This window comes from Streptomyces sp. S6 (assembly GCF_054880855.1).
Genome location: NZ_JBTYMC010000012.1, coordinates 1 through 17,851, shown reverse-complemented (window position 1 = coordinate 17,851; position 17,851 = coordinate 1). Strand labels below are relative to the sequence as shown.

At 69.2% G+C, this 17,851-nt stretch carries 14 protein-coding genes and 1 pseudogene; 10 read left to right on the top strand and 5 right to left on the bottom strand.

The annotated features are described in order from the left end of the window. Nucleotides 1–23: 23 nt before the first annotated feature. Complete coding sequence (locus tag ACVNF4_RS03180) at nucleotides 24–2,858, bottom strand: NACHT domain-containing protein (protein WP_461801091.1); 2,835 nt, start codon at nucleotides 2,856–2,858, stop codon at nucleotides 24–26. Nucleotides 2,859–3,318: 460 nt separating this feature from the next. On the opposite strand from ACVNF4_RS03180, the gene ACVNF4_RS03175 reads away from it, so the two are divergent. Further along, nucleotides 3,319–4,788, top strand: coding sequence for a M48 family metalloprotease (locus ACVNF4_RS03175; protein WP_461801090.1), 1,470 nt, complete (start codon nucleotides 3,319–3,321; stop codon nucleotides 4,786–4,788). Nucleotides 4,789–4,886: 98 nt separating this feature from the next. On the opposite strand, the pseudogene ACVNF4_RS03170 reads toward ACVNF4_RS03175, so the two are convergent. Together ACVNF4_RS03170 and ACVNF4_RS03165 are read right to left on the bottom strand one after the other, a co-directional pair. After that, nucleotides 4,887–5,084: pseudogene (locus ACVNF4_RS03170) on the bottom strand (transposase); the annotation flags it as partial. Between the two features lie 11 nt (nucleotides 5,085–5,095). Then, entirely contained in the window at nucleotides 5,096–5,518 is a 423-nt protein-coding gene (locus ACVNF4_RS03165; RefSeq protein ID WP_461801089.1) for an IS110 family transposase, read from the bottom strand. Nucleotides 5,519–5,636: 118 nt separating this feature from the next. Here ACVNF4_RS03165 and ACVNF4_RS03160 point away from each other — a divergent pair, with 118 nt between their 5' ends. The 5 genes from ACVNF4_RS03160 to ACVNF4_RS03140 all read left to right on the top strand — a co-directional run bounded on the left by ACVNF4_RS03160 (nucleotide 5,637) and on the right by ACVNF4_RS03140 (nucleotide 14,410). After that, nucleotides 5,637–6,632, top strand: a complete 996-nt coding sequence (locus ACVNF4_RS03160) for a hypothetical protein (protein WP_461801088.1) — start codon at nucleotides 5,637–5,639, stop codon at nucleotides 6,630–6,632. Between the two features lie 1,786 nt (nucleotides 6,633–8,418). After that, nucleotides 8,419–8,649, top strand: coding sequence for a hypothetical protein (locus tag ACVNF4_RS03155; protein ID WP_461801087.1), 231 nt, complete (start codon nucleotides 8,419–8,421; stop codon nucleotides 8,647–8,649). A 756-nt stretch (nucleotides 8,650–9,405) separates the two neighbouring features. Further along, entirely contained in the window at nucleotides 9,406–13,131 is a 3,726-nt protein-coding gene (locus ACVNF4_RS03150) for an SGNH/GDSL hydrolase family protein (RefSeq protein WP_461801086.1), read from the top strand. A 53-nt stretch (nucleotides 13,132–13,184) separates the two neighbouring features. Then, a complete protein-coding gene (locus ACVNF4_RS03145) occupies nucleotides 13,185–13,901 on the top strand; it encodes a hypothetical protein (protein WP_461801085.1) in 717 nt (238 codons plus the stop codon). A 206-nt stretch (nucleotides 13,902–14,107) separates the two neighbouring features. Then, nucleotides 14,108–14,410, top strand: coding sequence for a GntR family transcriptional regulator (locus ACVNF4_RS03140; RefSeq protein WP_461801084.1), 303 nt, complete (start codon nucleotides 14,108–14,110; stop codon nucleotides 14,408–14,410). 149 nt (nucleotides 14,411–14,559) lie between these two features. Here the strand turns inward: ACVNF4_RS03140 and ACVNF4_RS03135 are convergent, their stop codons facing one another. Beyond that, nucleotides 14,560–15,195 carry a TetR/AcrR family transcriptional regulator gene (locus ACVNF4_RS03135; RefSeq protein ID WP_461801083.1) on the bottom strand — a complete coding sequence of 212 codons (636 nt, stop codon included), beginning with the start codon at nucleotides 15,193–15,195 and terminating at the stop codon, nucleotides 14,560–14,562. Here ACVNF4_RS03135 and ACVNF4_RS03130 point away from each other — a divergent pair. Both ACVNF4_RS03130 and ACVNF4_RS03125 read left to right on the top strand, forming a co-directional pair. Beyond that, a complete protein-coding gene (locus ACVNF4_RS03130) occupies nucleotides 15,194–15,625 on the top strand; it encodes a hypothetical protein (RefSeq protein WP_461801082.1) in 432 nt (143 codons plus the stop codon). The two genes, ACVNF4_RS03135 and ACVNF4_RS03130, sit on opposite strands and share 2 nt — an antisense overlap. Before the next feature lie 110 nt (nucleotides 15,626–15,735). Then, entirely contained in the window at nucleotides 15,736–15,873 is a 138-nt protein-coding gene (locus tag ACVNF4_RS03125; protein WP_461801081.1) for a transposase, read from the top strand. A gap of 125 nt (nucleotides 15,874–15,998) precedes the next feature. Here ACVNF4_RS03125 and ACVNF4_RS03120 read toward each other — a convergent pair whose 3' ends face one another. Then, nucleotides 15,999–16,136: a hypothetical protein gene (locus ACVNF4_RS03120; protein WP_461801080.1), complete on the bottom strand. Its 138-nt coding sequence runs from the start codon at nucleotides 16,134–16,136 to the stop codon at nucleotides 15,999–16,001. 147 nt (nucleotides 16,137–16,283) lie between these two features. Here ACVNF4_RS03120 and ACVNF4_RS03115 point away from each other — a divergent pair, with 147 nt between their 5' ends. After that, nucleotides 16,284–16,994 carry a hypothetical protein gene (locus tag ACVNF4_RS03115; protein WP_461801079.1) on the top strand — a complete coding sequence of 237 codons (711 nt, stop codon included), beginning with the start codon at nucleotides 16,284–16,286 and terminating at the stop codon, nucleotides 16,992–16,994. Continuing rightward, nucleotides 16,984–17,634, top strand: coding sequence for a Fic family protein (locus ACVNF4_RS03110; RefSeq protein WP_461801078.1), 651 nt, complete (start codon nucleotides 16,984–16,986; stop codon nucleotides 17,632–17,634). The genes ACVNF4_RS03115 and ACVNF4_RS03110 overlap by 11 nt, the downstream gene beginning before the upstream one ends. Nucleotides 17,635–17,851: the final 217 nt, after the last annotated feature.

The window sequence follows — 17,851 nt, the reverse complement described above, 5'->3', positions numbered from 1 at the left end:
GTCCGGGAGCCCGGTGTGAGGTGTCACGCCGGCTGTGACTGATCCGCCCGGGGATTCATCGCCGAAGGTTCAGGCGTGCCGTGCGCGGCCAGCCTTTCCTGGAGCCGCTGGTGGCGGAACTCGTAGTGCGCTCCCGACTGGCGCAGCACACCCCGGTCGTGAGCCTCCTTCAGGAACGCCATCAGCCGCCACGGCGCGCGTCCGGTCAACGCCAACCAGATCCGGGCCGCCTCCAGCCGTCCCGAAGCGCTGAGCGCGAGCGCGTTGGTGCCGACCTGGACCCACACCTCGGTGTGCATGGTGCCCAGAGTGCTGCCGCGCCCGCTCGCCGAGATCAGCGCCAGGCACATTCCGCCCGCGAGGACGACAGCGACAGCGCTGCGGGCCAGGGTGGCGGCACGGTCGGTGCGCAGGGTGCTGAGCGGACTCGCGGCGCGGATCGTGTCGCAGGGGGTGTTCAAGGCACGGTACACACCGGACGCACAGCCTCCGATGGTGCCGATGAGCAGCCCGAAACCCACCAGAGGCACGACCGCGTCACGGACGACGATCGCGGTGCGGCGGTGCACGAGCCAGATCTCCGCGGCGTGCGGCAGAGCAGCCACCAAGTTATGGGCGTCCACCGGACGGCCCCGCCATTTCCGTGGCTCACCCCGCCACATCGTCACCCACTGGCCGTCCCGCTGCCAGACGCGGACCCTTCCCTCGTACCTACCGCGCACCTCGTCGTACGAGATCCGGGCGCCCTCCCACACGGCGAACGGACTGGTGAGCGCCGTGCGGCTCAGCAGCACCGCCTTCTGCGGCAGTGCCGACTCGACGAAACGGTGACCGTCGGAGGTCTTCCCGAGCCGCCAGCCGCCGACCGTGTCACCCACTGCCGGCCGCGGACCGTCCGGGTGGTGAATCTCGTACGCCGCGAACGCTCCCGTGACGCAGCCGACGACGGCGCCGCCGCAGACACCGATCAGCGTGCAGGCCACGAAGCCGCGCACCAGACCCCGGCCGAACCCGCGTACGACGGCACCCGGACCGGCGTACCGGCCCGCAGTCCGCTCGCCGCGCCGCAGCCGCTCGGCCAGTACGAGCAGGAGGCCGGTCACCAGACACGTCACCGCGGGAAGGACGGACGTGAAGTAGCCGTAGCTCGCGAGGCCGGCGAAGACGAGTGCACAGCCCAGAGCGCGCACGACTCGTGGACCGATCGGACTGCCCGCCCACGGCAGGCTGAGCGGCAGGGGACGTCGTGGCAGTCCGCCGACCGCGATCAGCATGGACAGGGCCAGCCCGAAGCAGCATCCGTTGAGGAACCAGGCCGGGCGCGGTGTGAGCGTTGCGCCGAGCCGGGAGCTTGCCAGGGGAGGTACGAGGAGGCCGATGAACACGGCGACGATCGTCGCTCCGGCGGTCATCTTCAGTCCCATACGCGCCAACTGCCTCGGCCCCTGCGGCGTTTCAGCCGTGTCAGGCAGCAGCAGGGCCAGGCCGAAGGCCAGACCGGCCAGGATGCCGGCGAGGTTGGAGACGGTCGACAGGGGGCTGTCCCAGTCGGCGACCACCCCACCCCCGTACCGGGCGAGCGGCACCAGGACCACCGCCGTGGTGAGGACAGCGAGCGACGCGGGTCCGAGCACGCGCAGCACGGGAGGCAGTACGCCTGGCAGCTCCCACCAGCCCAGTCGCCAGGTTCCACCCGGCAGGGAGGGGGTTTTCGCCAGGCAGGTCAGCCAGTGGTGTGCCCGGTCCGGCCGCCAGCGTCCTTCCGTGTCCGCGAAGGACGCCGGGACGAGAGCGTCCAGCAGGTGGCGCTCGATGTCCGCCGTCGAGGGGAACCGCGCGGTGTCGGTCAGTTCGGACGGGGTACGGGAGGCGTCCCGGTACACCGTGCGCGCCAGCGTGACCATCAGAGGTGAGGTGAGAACGGTGGCCAGCGGGGTGGAGAGGTCGCCGAAGACCGGAGTCCATACGGTCTCCGGTGCGCCGTCCGGAAGGGTTCGTCCGGTCCAGCGAGCCGTGCTCTCCAGGTAGGAGCGGGAGGTGGCCGCGTCCAGCGGGCACAGCCGCACCACCCGCGCGGCGGTCAGCACGTCACTGCACTGTTCGGTCACGGTGTGTTCCCAGTCCGCGTACCGGCAGGTGAGCAGAACCCCGAATCCGTCATCGAGTCCGGTGTTCAGTCGGCGCAGCGCTTGACCGCGGGAGTCCTTCGGGAGTTCGTCGAAACCGTCGAGCACCGGCAGGACGAGTCCCGCGTCCAGCAGTTCCCGCGCCAGCGTGCGTCCGTTCCGGACGGCGGCCAGCGGCCGGTACTCCGCTGCCAACTGCTCGGCCAGCCACGTCCGCAGGCCGGCGGTTCGCGGGTCCCACCCTGCCAGAGCGAACAGGACCGGGACCGGGTCACCGGACTGCCGTGCGTGGAGCGTGTCCAGCACGAACCGCACGGCCAGGACGGTCTTGCCTGAACCTGGTCCGCCGAGCACCACCAGCCTGCGGGAGGGGACGTCCCGGAACATCCGGACGATCCTGCTGAGATGCCGTTCGCCGTCGCGGGGTGCGGGCAACGGCAACCCGAGCGGGACGCCGTCCCGGTGATCGGCGAGCGGCGGGCCGACCGGTGACCAAGGGACATCCAGCGGCCCAGGGTCCTGCAACTGACGCCGCCGGGCCTCCTGAGCCCACTGGCTCCCGACCGCCTCGGCGAGTTCGTCGGCCGCTCGCTGCCGCCGGCTCGGATCGGCGGGTTCCTCCGTCGGCTCACGCAGCGTGTCGAGCACGAAGGGGAGAAGCGCCACCACCACGGAGATCGCCGACAGCCACAGCGCCGCCGCTTCCGTACCCCGATCCCGTCTCGCCAGCACGACAGCCAGAGAGACCAGAACGGCAGAGACCATACCCAGCCCGACCCGTCGTCGCGTCCGTGCATCATGCAACCCCACCCGCACCGCTCACTCCTGTCTCCGAGCTGCTCCCTCTTCCCTCCTTCACGAGGAAACGGCCAGCTGGTTCAGCACGTACCAGACGCAAAGGGGCGCAAAGGTGCATGCCCGGCGTATATACCGGATCGCGCGCAACGGATCCTCGGGATCGGTGACTTCGGCGGCGACGTCTTGGTGGAGGAAGTTCCGGGTTTCTCGACGGCAGTCCTGGCTCCGCACAGAAAGGACAACCGGTCGCGGTGGATGAGACGGTCGACTTCGACAGCCTGACCGGCCGGATCCCGAAATGGATCTCCGCGGAAGACTGCCGAAGCCCGGCAGCCCCCGCACCCTCTCGATCATGTGAAGATACGTTGAGTTTCTTCGGACGGCGGGGGTGGGGATGGCGCGGCCGTTGCCCGGACGCGAGTGGCTGCTGGTGATCGGCATGCTGGCCCTGGTCTGGTGGCCGCATGCGGCGGTCGCCGCGGTGATCCTGACCGTCGCCGCCCAGGGGGAGTGGTGGGTGCTCGGTGCTCCGCTGGTGGGTCTGGCGGCCTGGGTGGTCGAAGCCGTCAGGGGCCCGACGGAGTTTCCCGGGCGCGCGGTACGCCCCGACGACGAACCCGAACTGGCCGCACTGGTGAGGACGGTCGCCCGGCGTCTCGCTTTCGAGGGTCCGCTGCTCGTCCGGATCGCTCCCGACCCGACCGCGGCTCTCACCCGCCTGAGGGTCCGCGGTGTCCGGACCTATGTCCTGCTCCTGGGCCTGCCCCTGCTGCGCACCCTCACCGAGGCCCAGCTCGCCGCGGTCGTCGCCCACGAACTCGCCCACCGGCGCCACAGCCGCCACCCCCGCGAGACTGCGCTCCGCATCGCCCGAGACGCCCTGGAGAACCGGCTCTCCGGCCCCCTGCGCTTCCTGACCCCGTACGCGCCCCGACTCCTGCGGGCCTCCCAGCTCCAGGCGTGGCGAGCCGAGACCGCGGCCGACGCCGACGCGGCACACGTCGCCGGCACCACCGCGGCGGCCGAGGCACTGGAACGCGTTCACGCCACAGGCGTCGTCTTCCATGGCCTGGGCGCCACCTGGTGGTGCGCCCTGGAACAGGCGGGCCGCCGCCCCCAGGACTTCTACGACGCCCTCGACGCCGCTCAGCGGGACCCACACGTGGCCCGCCGCGCCGCGATGTGGATCGCGGAGGACGACGCCTTCGACCCGTACGCCACCGACAGCCACCCGCCCCACCTGTCCCGCATCGCCGCCCTCCCGCCCGCCGACCCCCCCGGTGACCTCCGCTCCGTCCCCCTCACCCTGCGCACCGCCCCCGAGGTCGAACGCTGGTGCCTGGACCGTCTCGGCTCGGACCCCCAGGTGACCCTGGACGGCCTCTGGGAGGAACACCGCTCCGAGATCACCCGCGCATCCGCCCCCACCCCTGTACACCTCCTGGACATCGATCCCGATGAACTGCGCCGCCTCGTGGACGACCTGATCGAAGAACCGGACCTGCGGACGGCGACGCACCGGAACACTCCCGCCGAGGCCCTGGCCGCAGCCCTGGACGCCGTGGACGACGGCACCTGGCCCTCCCTCGCCGACCTGATCGACCGTCAGATACGCACAGCGCCTGCTGCCGTCCGCCCGGCACTGCGCCGGGACGCGTTCCGCACCGCTGTGACATCCGCCCTGGAGACGGTCCTGCGGGCCGACGGGTGGACTTCCACTGTCCGCTGGCTGAGCACGGTCCTCACCGCCCCCGACGGCACGGTCGCCGATCTGAGCCTTCTCGTGACCGAAGCGGTCGACAGCGCCGACGCGTCAGGACTCCGGGATCTGCTGGCGGGTGTGCAGACGCAGGATGCCGCCTGATGCGGACGCGGGGGTGGACGGGCCTCGCAGGGGTGGGGGTCGCGCAGGACGTTGATTCCGCGTCGGGCCGATGCGATCAGCGCCCGGCGGAACGCGGCCTGGCGGAAGGCGCGTTCGAGGGCCTTGCCGCCGCTGGTCGCGCTGCGCGAGCAGCGGACTTCGCCGGACGGGGAGAGCGGCGGGGACAGCCCGGAGGCGGCGGCCGGCGCGTCGTCACTGGTGAAGCGGTGGACGTCGCCGACGGCCGCGATGAACTCGGCGGTGCGGGTGGCCCCCGTCCCCGGCAGGCTGCGCATGAGGGGGCCGGTCAGCAGTCCTTCGCTCCCGGCTCCCAGGGCCCTGAAGTGGTGTTTGCCGACCGGCAGTTCGTCGGCGAGTTCACGCATGAGCCGGGCAGGACGGCACGCTGGGCGAGCCCGGCGGTGTCCGTGTGGCGGATCTCGGCCGGGGTGACGCAGTGGCCCAGCAGGATGAGCGGCGGGTCGACGGCCCGCTTCGGGCCGGGGTGGATGCCGGTGAGCAGGTCGCGCAGCCGTGCGGTGCGGGCGGTGGCCTCCTCGGCCGGGGTGGTGCGGCGGGCGCGGTCGACGGCCGGGCCGGGGACGTGGACGACGCGGAAGCCGGCGGTCAGGAGCATGGTGATCAGCAGGGCGGCGATGCCGTTGAGGTCGTCGGTGACCGCGAGCCGGTACATGTCCTTGGCGATGTCGAGGTATGCCTCGGCGCTCACGGTCCCGGGCCCCTCCAGGCGGATCAGCGGCCTGCGCCGGCAAGGGCGGCCGGCATGAGAACCATCCCTGCCCCACCACCCGCCAACTCACGGGACGCACTCAAGAAGGCAGGTCCGCATGAAGACCGGCACACACTCCCACACGCCACCACCGGCCGCCCGCCCCGCCCTGCGCGTTGCCCTCCTGGGCCTCGTCGCCACGGTCACCGGCTACGCTCTCCTCGCCGGCTGGCTGCTGTTCCACCTCCACCGCTACGAGAACGAACGGGACCGAGCGGTGGCCACGGCCGTGGGAGTCGTCGTCGAGGACGGCATCGGAGACAGCGAGGACATCCGGGTACGGTGGACCGACGACGCCGGCCGCACCCGTCTCCAGCTGTTCACGGTCTACGAGACCGGCCGCTACAGCCAGGGCAAGCCCTTCCCGGTCGCCTACGACCCGTCCCGCACCGACTCCCAGGGTTTCCCCGGCGACCTTGACGAGACCGCCGCCGAGGACGACCTCCTCATCCCCACACTGCTGGCGGGGGCGGTCGCGGCAGTCCTGTGCGCCGTCTGGGTCTGGCGCGGCCTGCGTTTCCTCCTGCTGTCGCGCCGCCCGGGCACCACCCTGACGGCGACTGTCCGGCGCGGCCCGCGAGGAGCGGCCACCGCGATCTGGCTCGTCGTGTCCGCTTCACGGGCGGGCAAGAGCCGCTGGCAGCGAGTGATGTGGCATCCGGCGCTCGACGACATGGAGGACGGGGCCGAGGTGGTGGTCCACGGGCCCGCCCGGTGGACGAGGACCGCGGTGATCGTCCTGCCCGGCGGATCCCGCCCGGTGCCACTCGGCCGCCTGCGCCGACATCCACCCCGCCACGCCCCGTTCCCCGCGGACCGGACGACCCGCCTCGACCCGCGCGACACCTTCCTCCCGCCGTCCGGCCGCCACCTGCCTGTCCGCCCGTGGTGGCGGATGCCGGCCGGACTCACCGCACTCGGCACCGCCGTGGGCGTCCCGGTTGCGCTGCTCCTCACGAGCGGCGGCCCCACCGTCACGGCGGTCGTGGGATACGGACTGCTCCTGGCGACCTTGCTCCCGTCCCTGTGGGCGTTGTCCGGGCCGCAACCCTAGACAGAGCGGCAACCCGTGACGTCCCCGTGCATCCGACGAAGAAAGACGGCACGCTGCTCGACGAACTCCCGCAGCCTCCTCTCGCCAGGAGTGACATGCCCGGTCGGTGCCGGTGGTTCCCCCGCCGCCGGGAGGTCTACGTCCCTAGGGCGCGGGCCGCTCGACAGACCTGAAGGGAACCGCTTCTTCGTCGGGCTGCCTCCGAGGACGCCCTACCTCCGCGAGACGGTCGTCCGTCCTGCGCTGGCAAGGGACGCCGGGAAGGGGGGCATCCTGAAGAACCATCGGAGTGAGGTGTGTTCGGGAAAGAAGTAACGACCTGGATGCGGTGGACTGAAATTATTCGGATATGAACCGGTCGCTGAGAGCGATCGAGGCGCGTTACCAACAGTGGGTGTGCTGGCGGAAGGTTAAATCCGGGTACGAGGTGGCAGTCGATGAAATCGACTTTTCTTGGCCGGATCGCGAGACCGGAATAGTCCCGTCCGTCTTCAATATTGCACAGATGCTGAATTTTGACTGACGGGAATGAGTAAGTGAACTAGCGTGGGATTTCCTTGAACGGTACGCATTTTTGCTGTGAGTGCGATGTTTGCGTTGCCGTGTGATCTTGATCGCCGTCGTGTGCGACTGCCCTGGCCAAGGGGGTGACCGTTGTGGCGGCCAGGCTGATGCTCCACGACCAAGTCGTCCGTACGACCCACGCCTCCCAGAGCGGTTCTCCGCCGCGAGGTCGATCACGGAAATTCCGGACTTATCGCCGACAATGGCTCGTCGATCGATATTTCCTGCCGAGGGCGTGCGGAGGCATGGGCCGCTGAAGCTCTGATGGCCTGATCGGGTCGTGCCGCCACAGCTGAAAGTGTGGTTCGCGCCGAGTCGGGAAAGTGGACGACGGCTCGTCGGATGGCATTCACGGGCGGGTTTCCGTCGGGCCGCATCGTGACCTCGCGGGGAGGGGTCAGGAATTTCACGGTCGGCGGTCGGCGACGTGGAAGCGTTTCACGCCAATCTGAGTGCGAACCCGAAGCTCCCCCTTGCTGCGTGCAGTCGGCTTGTGTCTATGGTGGCTGCTGTGTCCGGAGGGGTGTGACCACTCGCTCCTGGACGCGTCAATCAGCGACCGGGGGGCCAGCGTCGCTACGGGGTAGGGGGATCTCGTCATGTCGTCAGTCGCCACTGTCATCGACCAGTTCTTGTGCGCCGGGACACCTCTGCCCTGATGGACGACCGTCCCGCACGCGTGGTGCCCTCGAATGCCGCGCCATCACGAGGCCGGACAAGAGCCCGTCAGCCAGGGAACAACGGCGGGCCGGCGCCCGGACCGTTCCGTTCCTGGCGATCTGCTCGATTCCTCCAGCGAGAACGACGAGTTCCGCCGCAGTGACGTGGACACGGCCCGGCTTCTTCCTCTCCGGACAGCACGGCGCGTTCTTCCCGCACCATTTCGTGATCCTTTGAGACACCTCGCCGACCGCGAAGACGACGTCCGGTGGTGACGTCGACCGCAAGCGGGCCGGAGTTCTGCTCCACGCCGATGCCGTGCACGGTGACGGCCAACCGGGCACGGCGGCAAGCGAGATCGGCAGGCGCCGCACCTCCGGGAGAACGCTGGAACAGGACCCGCCGTGTTGGCCGAGACGTGACCAGACCCGCTCGACTCGCAATCTGTCCCGACCCGACAAGAAGGGAACAACTACGTGAAACCCATGGCCAAGATGACCGCTGTCAGCGGAACGAGCCTCGCCTGGGGGAATCCGTGCTGCGGTCCGATGCCACGGCGCCCGTGCCGAAAGCGTTCGCCGGGGATCTGGAGGATCCGGCCACCTGGAGACTGCTGACGGAGACGTACGCGCCGACCAGGGCGCAGACACACATGGTCAGTGCCGCCCGGGACCAACTGATCGACGCGTGCACGGACAAGCGGGACTTCCCCGAGCGGACTGTTCCTGAGCGCGAAAGGCGTACGACGACGTCCTCGCTCAGGAGCAGTCCGGTAGGGCCGGCCGCGATGTAGTGCGCTCCCGCGTCGACGAGGTGGACGGCGGCGTACCTCGCCGCGCTGTGTCCCTCCGGGCAACCGGATAGGTGGCTACTCGTAGTGCGGAAGGCACGGTCGCGGATGTCACCTGCGCGGTCGGGACCGACATGCCCGACGGTCATCGGACCGTCGGCCACTCAACGGCCCCCACAGGCCGTCGGCGATCCACAGGAGTCCCGACCGAACGTCCGAGGAGAACGCAGACCATGACTTGTCCGGTCAGGCCGCGGTCACCGAGACCGCGCTCGCCGCCGCGCTCACCATGACCCCGAACGCACAGGCGCTGGACGGCGACCACCACAACCTCGATTCCCCGTCCACCTGTGACGACCACTGGAACTCGAACCGGCAGGTGCGTACCGGAGCATCGGTTGCACCGCCGACGACACCATCGGCAGATTCGAAAAGGTCCACGACGAGAACGCCACTTTCCAGCGGACCAGTTCTTCGCCGACGCCGGCCACCACTCTCTCCCAACAGGTCTTTCGTTCATGCCCGAAAACTCCCATCGGAGGAGGACAGTTGAGATTACCCAGACCGGCTCGTGCCGGGATCGCGGGCCTCGCGGCCGCCGCGGTCCTGACCGGGCTTGTACAAGCTGCGCCTGCGTTCGCCGGCACCAGCCCTCCCGATCCGAAGCCGTCCGGCAGGCCGTCGTCCGATCCGTCGACCCGGGTGCAGGATCCCGGCAAGTCACTCGGGAAGGACTGGAAGACCTCTGCGGACAGAGCCGTGACCACCGCCGCGGACACCGGAGGCGTCAAGGTTCTCGTGGCGGACAGCAAGGACGCGTACACGTGGCGGACCGTCGCCACGCTGGCGGAACCCGGGATGCCGGCGGATTCGTGGATCGGCAACTCCTGCGTCATGGACCGTGATCACGCCGCGGTCGTGTACGCGCCGCGGACCTTCACGAACAAACCGGATCTGATGCAGGGCGGGGCCTTCACCGCAGTCGTCGACCTGAGGTCCGGCCGGGTGACGAAGCTGCCCTTCACCAGTTCGCTGGCCTACTTCGACCCGTCGTGCAACCCCGGGACCCGGACGGCCGCGTTCACCGCGTTCCGCGACGACAAGACCCGGCTCGTCACCGTCGACACCAGCGGCAGGACAGCCTCCGACACCACAGTCACCGGGCAGGTGACTTCCGCCGTCCCCGTGAAAGACGGCCTTGTCGGCGCGCACGGTGGACACCTGGTACACGTCGCTCCGGCGGACGGAAAGCTGCAAAAGCTGGCTGCCACGAACGGTGTGCCGTTCGACATCCGTCCCACAGCCAAGGGCATCGCGTTCCTCGACCACAGCGGCAGCACGGCTCACGCCAAACTGTGGAAAGGCCGAGGCACACCGGTGACGCTCGCGTCGGGAAAGCTCGGAGACCTGGCGCTCGAACAGGGCACCGAGGGCCGGGCATTCCTCACCGGGGACGCCGAGAACACGAAGCTCGACGACACCGCGGTGGCCCGCCTGGACGTTCCGGCGGGCACGGATGTGTCCACCCACGGCCGACTCGCTGTCGATCCCGTGCTCATGCCCGGCGTGCGCGCGGGCCTGGACCGGATCGGGAACGCGGGAAAGGGTTTCACCAAGGCCGAACCCTCGCCGCGCACACGCCCGTCCCAGGACCCCACGGACGAGGACGCCGCGCCACTGACCATCACCGGTACGGCGACCGCGACCGGTGAGAAGATCACCGAGACGGTCGCCGACCCGACCGGTGACACAGGGAGAGAGTCCTTCTCCCCCTCCCTCCGCCAGAGCGACAGGGCGACGTCGGGCCGAAACGGACGGGCCGTGCGTGTCGACGAGCGGGAGAACAACCCGGTCGACACCGACCGCTGGTGCTCTGTTCCCCGCAACGATGTCAAGGCACTGGCGTTGCAGCCCACTTCGAACCAGGTCGAGTGGGCCGTCGACATGGCGATCCGCGGTGAACTGCGCGCCAAGTGGATCAAGCAGGGAGACTGGCGCTCTCAGACAGGACTGGGCACCGTCGACCCGCAGGGTCTGTTCCCGCCTCCCACCTTGAAGGGGGGTGGGCGCATCCCCGCCCAGGTGCTGTTGGGTGTGCTCGCGCAGGAGTCGAACCTGTGGCAGGCCGAGTCCGGTGCCGTCCCCGGCCAGATGGGCAACCCGCAGGCGGCGATCTCCGGCTTCTACGGGCACAAGGGGGACACCGCGGAGGCGTACTGGCGAATCAACTGGAACCTGTCCGACTGCGGCTACGGTGTCGGCCAGGTCACCGACGGCATGCGGCTCGCGGGCCACGAGAAGACCGGCGAGACGTCTCTGCCGCCGGCGACGCAGAAGGCCGTGGCGCTGGACTACTCGGTCAACATCGCCGCGTCGATGTACATCCTCGCGGACAAGTGGAACCAACTGCACACCGCAGGGCAGACCATCACCGTCAACAACGACGACCCGTCGAAGCCGGAGAACTGGTTCGCCGCGCTGTGGAACTACAACCTGGGCTTCAACAAGAACAACGGGGACGGCAAACCGTGGGGTCTGGGTTGGTACAACAACCCCGCGAACCCGATCTATCCACCCTCGCGGAACCCGTTCATGAACGACCCGCGTGACGCCGCGAAGCCTCAGAACTGGCCGTATCAGGAGAAGGTGATGGGCTGGTCGGCCTGGTCCATGGACACCGGTTACTCCTACTCCACCGACGGACGACAGGACTGGCCCGGCGAGTCGGGATTCTCCAGCGCCGGTTTCCGGCCCGCCTGGTGGATCGACGTGGTCCAGCGCACCCTCGTCAAACCGCCGCTGAGCGCGTTCTGCAACGCCACCAACAACTGCAGTGTCGCCAACCCGCCGGACTGTCCCGACGCCAAGTGCTACGAGAAGTACTGGTGGCGAGGCTCGAACGTGACGTGGAAGTCGAACTGCGCCACCAACTGCGGCAACGAGAGCATCAAGTACGTCACACTGCGGGAGGAGCCGGGCCGCGGATATCGGCTGAAGCACGGCACCGCGGAGTGCGGCGCCGCGCCGGCCGGTGCGCTGGTCGTGGAGTCCGTCCCCGACAGCGTCAACACCTACAGCACCTGCGGATCGTCCGGTACCGACGCCGGGAACTTCCAGTTCACCTTCTATCCCAACCCGGCGGCGACGGGACCCGGTCTCGGACCGTACGAGGCCAAGGGAGACCTCTACCAGATCGGCGGTGGCCACGGCGGCCACTTCTGGTACGCGCACACGCGCGACACCGCCCATCTCGGCGGCGCGGGCGGGCGGATGACCATCGACGGCACCTGGACCCTCGACCGCAATGTCGAGTGGGCCCGCGTCTTCGCGCACCAACCGGACACGGGGGCGCACACCCAGCAGGCCCACTACGTGATCAAGGGGGTCGCGGGCGGTGACCGCCACCGCTACGTCAACACCCACTTCGGTGCCAACACCTGGGTGGAGCTCGGCGTCTACCGCTTCACCGGCACCCCGCGGGTGGTGCTGACGAACGTCGCCGACGACGGCACCGCCGACGAGGACGTCGCCTGGGACGCCGTCGCCTTCCAGCCGCTGTCGGCCAAGCCGAAGCACATGGTCGTCACCATGGGCGACTCCTACACCTCGGGTGAGGGTGCCGGGTCCTACTCGCCCGAGTCCGACAGGGACCACGGGAAGAGCAGTTGGAACGCGTGCCGGCGCAGCGGCAACTCCTGGCCGCGCAAGGTCCGACTGCCCGGCCAGAACACCAGCCTCGGCGAACTCTCGGACAGCAGGAGCAGCGTCGCCGACTTGTTGGACGTCAGTTGCTCCGGCGCGCACACCTGGCAACTGACCTCAGGAAACCCCACATCGTGGGGAAGGATCGGCAACTACCACGAGAAGAGCCAGCTCGACTCCGGCGTCCTCAGCCCGGACACCACCTTGGTCATGCTGACCATCGGCGGAAACGACGGGGACAACTTCACCAACGCCGTCACGAAGTGCTACATCATCGGGATCTGCGACCCGGGCGACTTCAAGGGCAAGGTCGATGACGCGGTCCTGGCCACCGGGGACCTGATCGACGCCATCGCGGTTGCCGCGCCGAACGCGCGGATCGTTCTCATGGGCTACCCGCGCCTGGTCAGTGATCGGCCGTGTGTGACCGCTGACTTCGACGCCCTGAACCAACTGGCGGACTACGTCCGGGACAAGCAGAAGGCCAAGGTGGCGGAGCTGAGCAAGATCGGAACCAAGGTCACGTTCGCCGATCCGATCCCCGCGTTCCAGGGACACGGGATTTGCGACAGCGATGAGTGGATCAACCGGATCGTCGCAGGTCCGAACGGTGACGGCGACTTCCACGACGGAGACCCGGCCAATCCGATTCCCTGCCTGCCCTGGCCAGGGGACAACGTCTGTGCCAGTCTCGAATCGTTCCACCCGAAGAACGCCGGCACCACCGGCTACGCCCGGGTCATGGACCAGACACTGGTCGACATCGGATACAAAGGCAGCTAGTGGGACCTGACACGACCGGCGGTGCGGTGGTCATGAGGCGGACCGGCCGTCTCATGACCACCGGCTGCCTGACCGCTCTGATCGCGTTGATCATCGTTCTCGGCACCGTCGTCTCCTGGCTGTGGTTCCGGAACTGGCACGACGAGAATGCCAATGGCGCACGTGACCGGAAGGCGCTCGCATCGGTCCTGCGGCAGGCTCGTGCCACGGCGGACGGTACCGCCCGCGCGCTCGACGCGAGCGGGACCACCGATGCCGATGCCGTCACCGCCGTGATCTGGCGGCACTCCGAAGCACCCGTGATCACCTACGACCCGTCCCGACGCGAGTTCACCGCCACGGCGGAGAAGTTCGCCCAGTACGACGAGGAGGGCGTGCTCGGCGGTGGGCCCGTCCGGGAGACCCGGTGTTTCGTCTTCACCTACGCCCGCCACTCCGGCCAGGGGTGGACGTCGAAGGTCGCCGAGCGGGACCGTGCGTCGTGCGGTCCCGGCAACCAGATCGGCGGCCGGGTCCGCCTGGCGCTGACGCGTATCTCCGGCATGTACGCCGAGGACATGACGCGTCCCGGGATGCAGGACGCCCTCGACCCCACCGGACGGCGTTCCTTCGACGTCAAGAGCGTGGTGCGGGAGGGAGGGACGATGAGAGCCTCGATCCTCGTCTCGAGTGCGGGGGCTGAGGTCGACCAGTGCTACCGCTTCACCCGGCCCGTCCCCGACGACGACGGCGGTCGCCCCGCCACAGCGGTTCCGGTGTCTTCGTGCTGACCCTGCGGCCAGTACCTGAATCACGGTGACCTCGTCCGGGGGTGCCTGTTGTCCGTGTCGGCTCAACGATCGACAACGCGTATCCGCCCGCATCCACCGCACTCAGGCCCGGTTCCCGCAAACACCGGCAAGTTCGTGGCGCCCGCACCGCGCCGCCCACCACGCTGTTCTCCGGCATCGGATCACCGGAGAACAGGGGAACGGGCATGACGACGGCGGACAACAGGGTGGCAAGCGGCGACGACGTCCAGGCGGTGCGCCGCTGGGTACGGCTCTCATGCACCGAGCCGGGCACTCACCTGCCTGCGCCGGCCGAGATCGCCGGGGACCTCCGGCTGCCGAGGGGCGCGGTCCGCTCCGCGCTGGAGCAGCTTGCCGCCGAAGGGATGGTGACCCTGTACGAGGGCTACCGGCTCTACAGCGTCGGTACCAAGCGCCGACCGAGCGTGCCCACCGGCTGCTGCGCACCGCCATCCACCGTGGCTACGAGCCCGGCGAGTGGCTCATGACCCGCTTCGGCATCGGCCGACGCTCCGACATCGGCACCAAGGAGACAGCGCTGCCGTGCGCCGGCTGATCGCCGAAGGGCTGCTCACCGGGCCTCGCGGGCAGTAGGCCGACCGAGACCTGACCGGAGCCCTGAACCAACGCGGCTGAATCACACAGGGGTGCCGGCGTCCTGATCGACGAGGGTTGCCTTGGACGCCAGGGCGCACGCGGTGTCGGCGAAGTACTGCTCGTCGGCGCCGGGGACGAGGCCCAGGACGACGCCCTGCGTGAGACCGACGAACAGTGCCCTGAGCGCGGTGACCAGACGCTGTGCCTGATGCGACGTCACGACTCTGCCGTTGTGCGATCTGCCGGTGAACAACGCGATCAGGTGACTCTCCTGCGCCTGGACGGACACGGCGAGCCGGGAACCGAGTTCGGGATCGTGCAGGGCCATGTCCAGCAGGGTGATCTGCAACGACAGGGCGGAGGTCGCGGCCGGGGCGTCACAGCTGCGCCGGTAGTACCGGGCGAAGGCGTCAACCGCCTCCAGGAGATCCATTTCTGCGGGAATCGCCTGCTCGATCTCCTCATAGTGCGGCCGCAGGTAGTCGGTGACCAAGGCTGCCACCAGGCCGCCCTTGCTGCCGAACAGTGAGTAGACAGCGCCGGTCGTCAGTCCGGCCTGCTCGGCGATCTCGTCGAGCCTGGCGCGGTGCCCATCCCGGGAGACGACTTGGAAGGCAGCGTCCAGCAGGGCGCGGCGGTTGCGTTCCTTGGTCAGGCGCGAGGGAGGAACGCTCATGACACAGGCTCAGGCTGTGACACCGTCAGCGACGCGCTACTTGGCGGGGATCGTCGCCGACGGCGTCTTCAAGGTGCTGCTCGGTATCGCCTACTTGTCCGCCGCTTCCTGGCTCGGCGATCTGCTGGGCGTGCCCGCCTGGTTGATGGCCGTCTCCGGCGTCGCCCTGCTGATCGGTGGCGGCATCGAGATCAAGTTGGCGCGCAGCCGCCCGATCTGCACCTGCATGCGGCTTATGGTCGCCTACGACAGTGGCTGGGGTCTGACGGCGCTTGCCGGCTTACTGATGGCACGGCGGGACGGCACCGCCGGGGGTGAGGTGTGGATCGGGTACCAGACCGTCGCTCCCCTTGTGTTTGCCGCGCTGTTGCTGCTCGCCACCCCCGTGCCGCGAGCCTCGGGCACCCGCGAGAGGGACTCCGGGCACTGACACCGAATCTCTCGACGAGATGATGCTGTCGCTGGAGTGGAGGTGTCCATCACCTGTCGGAGACGGTCTGCTCGGACCGCCCGCTCGACCGCGTCCACCCGGTCCTGTTCGTGGACGCCGTCAACGTCGAGATCAGGGACGGGCGGGTCGCGAACCGTCCGATACGCGTGGTGATGGCCGTGGCCGCCGAAGGCACCGGCGACATTCTCGGCATCTGGGCCGGTGACGGCGCCGAGGGCGCGCAGTAGCGTGTTCACCGAACTGAAGAACCGCGGCCTGGACGACGTGCTGATGCAGGTCCGCGACGGTCCAAGGGCCATCCCGAGGCCGTAGAGACCAGTTGGCAGGACCGGGACAAGGCCGCCAGGGCCCGTCAAGCCCATCTGCGCAGCGCCCGGCGAAGCTGGTTCCCGGAGTTCCAGGAGTCCTGGGCCGAGTTCGCGTCCTGCCTCTCCTTCGACGTCGAGGTGCGCAAGGCCATCTGCGTCGTCAACGCGATCGAGAGCGTCAACGGCCGCATCCGCAAGCGGTGGACCATGTGTCGGCGTACACGGGGTTGTGCTCAAGCAGGTACACGTGAACGTGCCCGGGTGGCGGCAGGGGGCAGGACCAACAAATTGGGGTGACAGGTTTTGACCCGGTGGGCATGATCGGTCGGTTGTTCCGTCACATCCGACTTCGGGGGTACGCCACGTCCATCTACCGCGAACGAGCCCGGGACTTGCCGTGGTCCGCCGCTGACCCCGGCCGGAACGCTTTCGACTGGGACGACGACGAGGCGGCACGGCTGACGGCACTGGTCGTTCCGATGGTGCCTCCCAGCGGTGCCGAGCGGATAGCGGGCTTCCGATTCATCGACGAGGTCACCGTGCTCCTGGTGTCCCGTTATGGCCGGTGGGCCTGCGGCTGGTACTACTCGACCCACTTCGGGGGTCCCGTCGAGACTTGGTGCTGCGATTCGCACTCGGTCGGTGAGGCGGCGGAGACCGCCGAACGCGTCGTGACCTCCCTGCTGGAGTGGCGCGACTGGCTGGAGGACATCGCCGAGCGGTTCGAGCAGCTTGCACCCCGTCCCGGCGCGGACGCCGAGGACCGCAGCTGGCACCTGGAGCGCGCGGTGACCCGCCTGGTCACCGCGGTCGTCAACAGCACCCATGCCGAAGGGGGGTGGTACGGGATCTGCGAGACGACGTTGACCTGGTTCCTGACCTCCACCGGCATGGGACCGGACAAGGCCCGGAAGGCGGTGGAAGCCGCGATCGGTGGCCGGTTCAAGAGCCACATCGCCCCTGCCTCGACCCTGGTCGACGCGGTGGGAGAGGACCTGGCGATTCGCCTGACCGGCCGCGGGTTCTACCGTGAGCGGTGACGCGCTGGCCGCTTGGCGCAAGGTCAGGGAGCAGGTCGACTGGTCCTCGTCCGCGAGCGTGAGCCCGGTGCCGGCGCGTCCGGCCGTGGACGGCCTCACCACCTGGTTCGACGGTCCGGTCCGCCGGCGCGACCCGGACCGTGCCGATCGGTTGCTCGCCGCGATGCGCCTGTCCCGCGCCGCCGCCTCCCGGGGAGAGCCGCTCACCCCGACCCTTCTCGCCGGTTGGCAGAAGCTGGTCCTGGGCGTGAACGAGGTGAACCTGCGCCGGAGCGACGCTTTCGCCAAGGGCGGTCGGGAGCGATACGGGCTTACGCCTCACATCTGGCAGGACTTCGCCGCCTGCCTGCACCAGAGCACCGACCCGTCGGTCCCGCTGCCCGCCCGCGCGGCCAGGGCCTACCTCGACGTCTGCTTCTTCCACCCCTACCCGGACGGCAACGCCCGCCTGGCGCTGCTGGTCCTCGCCCACGTCCTGGAGGCGGAAGGGGTACGCCTGGACGAGGTGGGACCGCTGCAGACCACCCGCTACGCGGACGACCCGGACGGCGCCCTGGACCTGGCGGCCCTCGTCGCCGTACTGATCCGCGCCACTCACCGCCGAGCCACCACACGGCGAGAGAGATCCTGCGGAAGCTGACAGGTGGCCACGTTCATCCGTACGCGGCTGGGGACATTCGGGTGTACGCCGACACCATGCGCCGGAAGACACCCCTGAACGCGTTCCAGATCGCCTTCGAGAGCCGTGACGGCGGCCGTGGCAAAGTCCAGGTGTGCGGCCGGTCGAGTCCAGGCTGATGGCCACGGGAATTCCCGGTGTGTGGCCGTGTGACCTGTGGTGTTCCTGATCGCTTCCT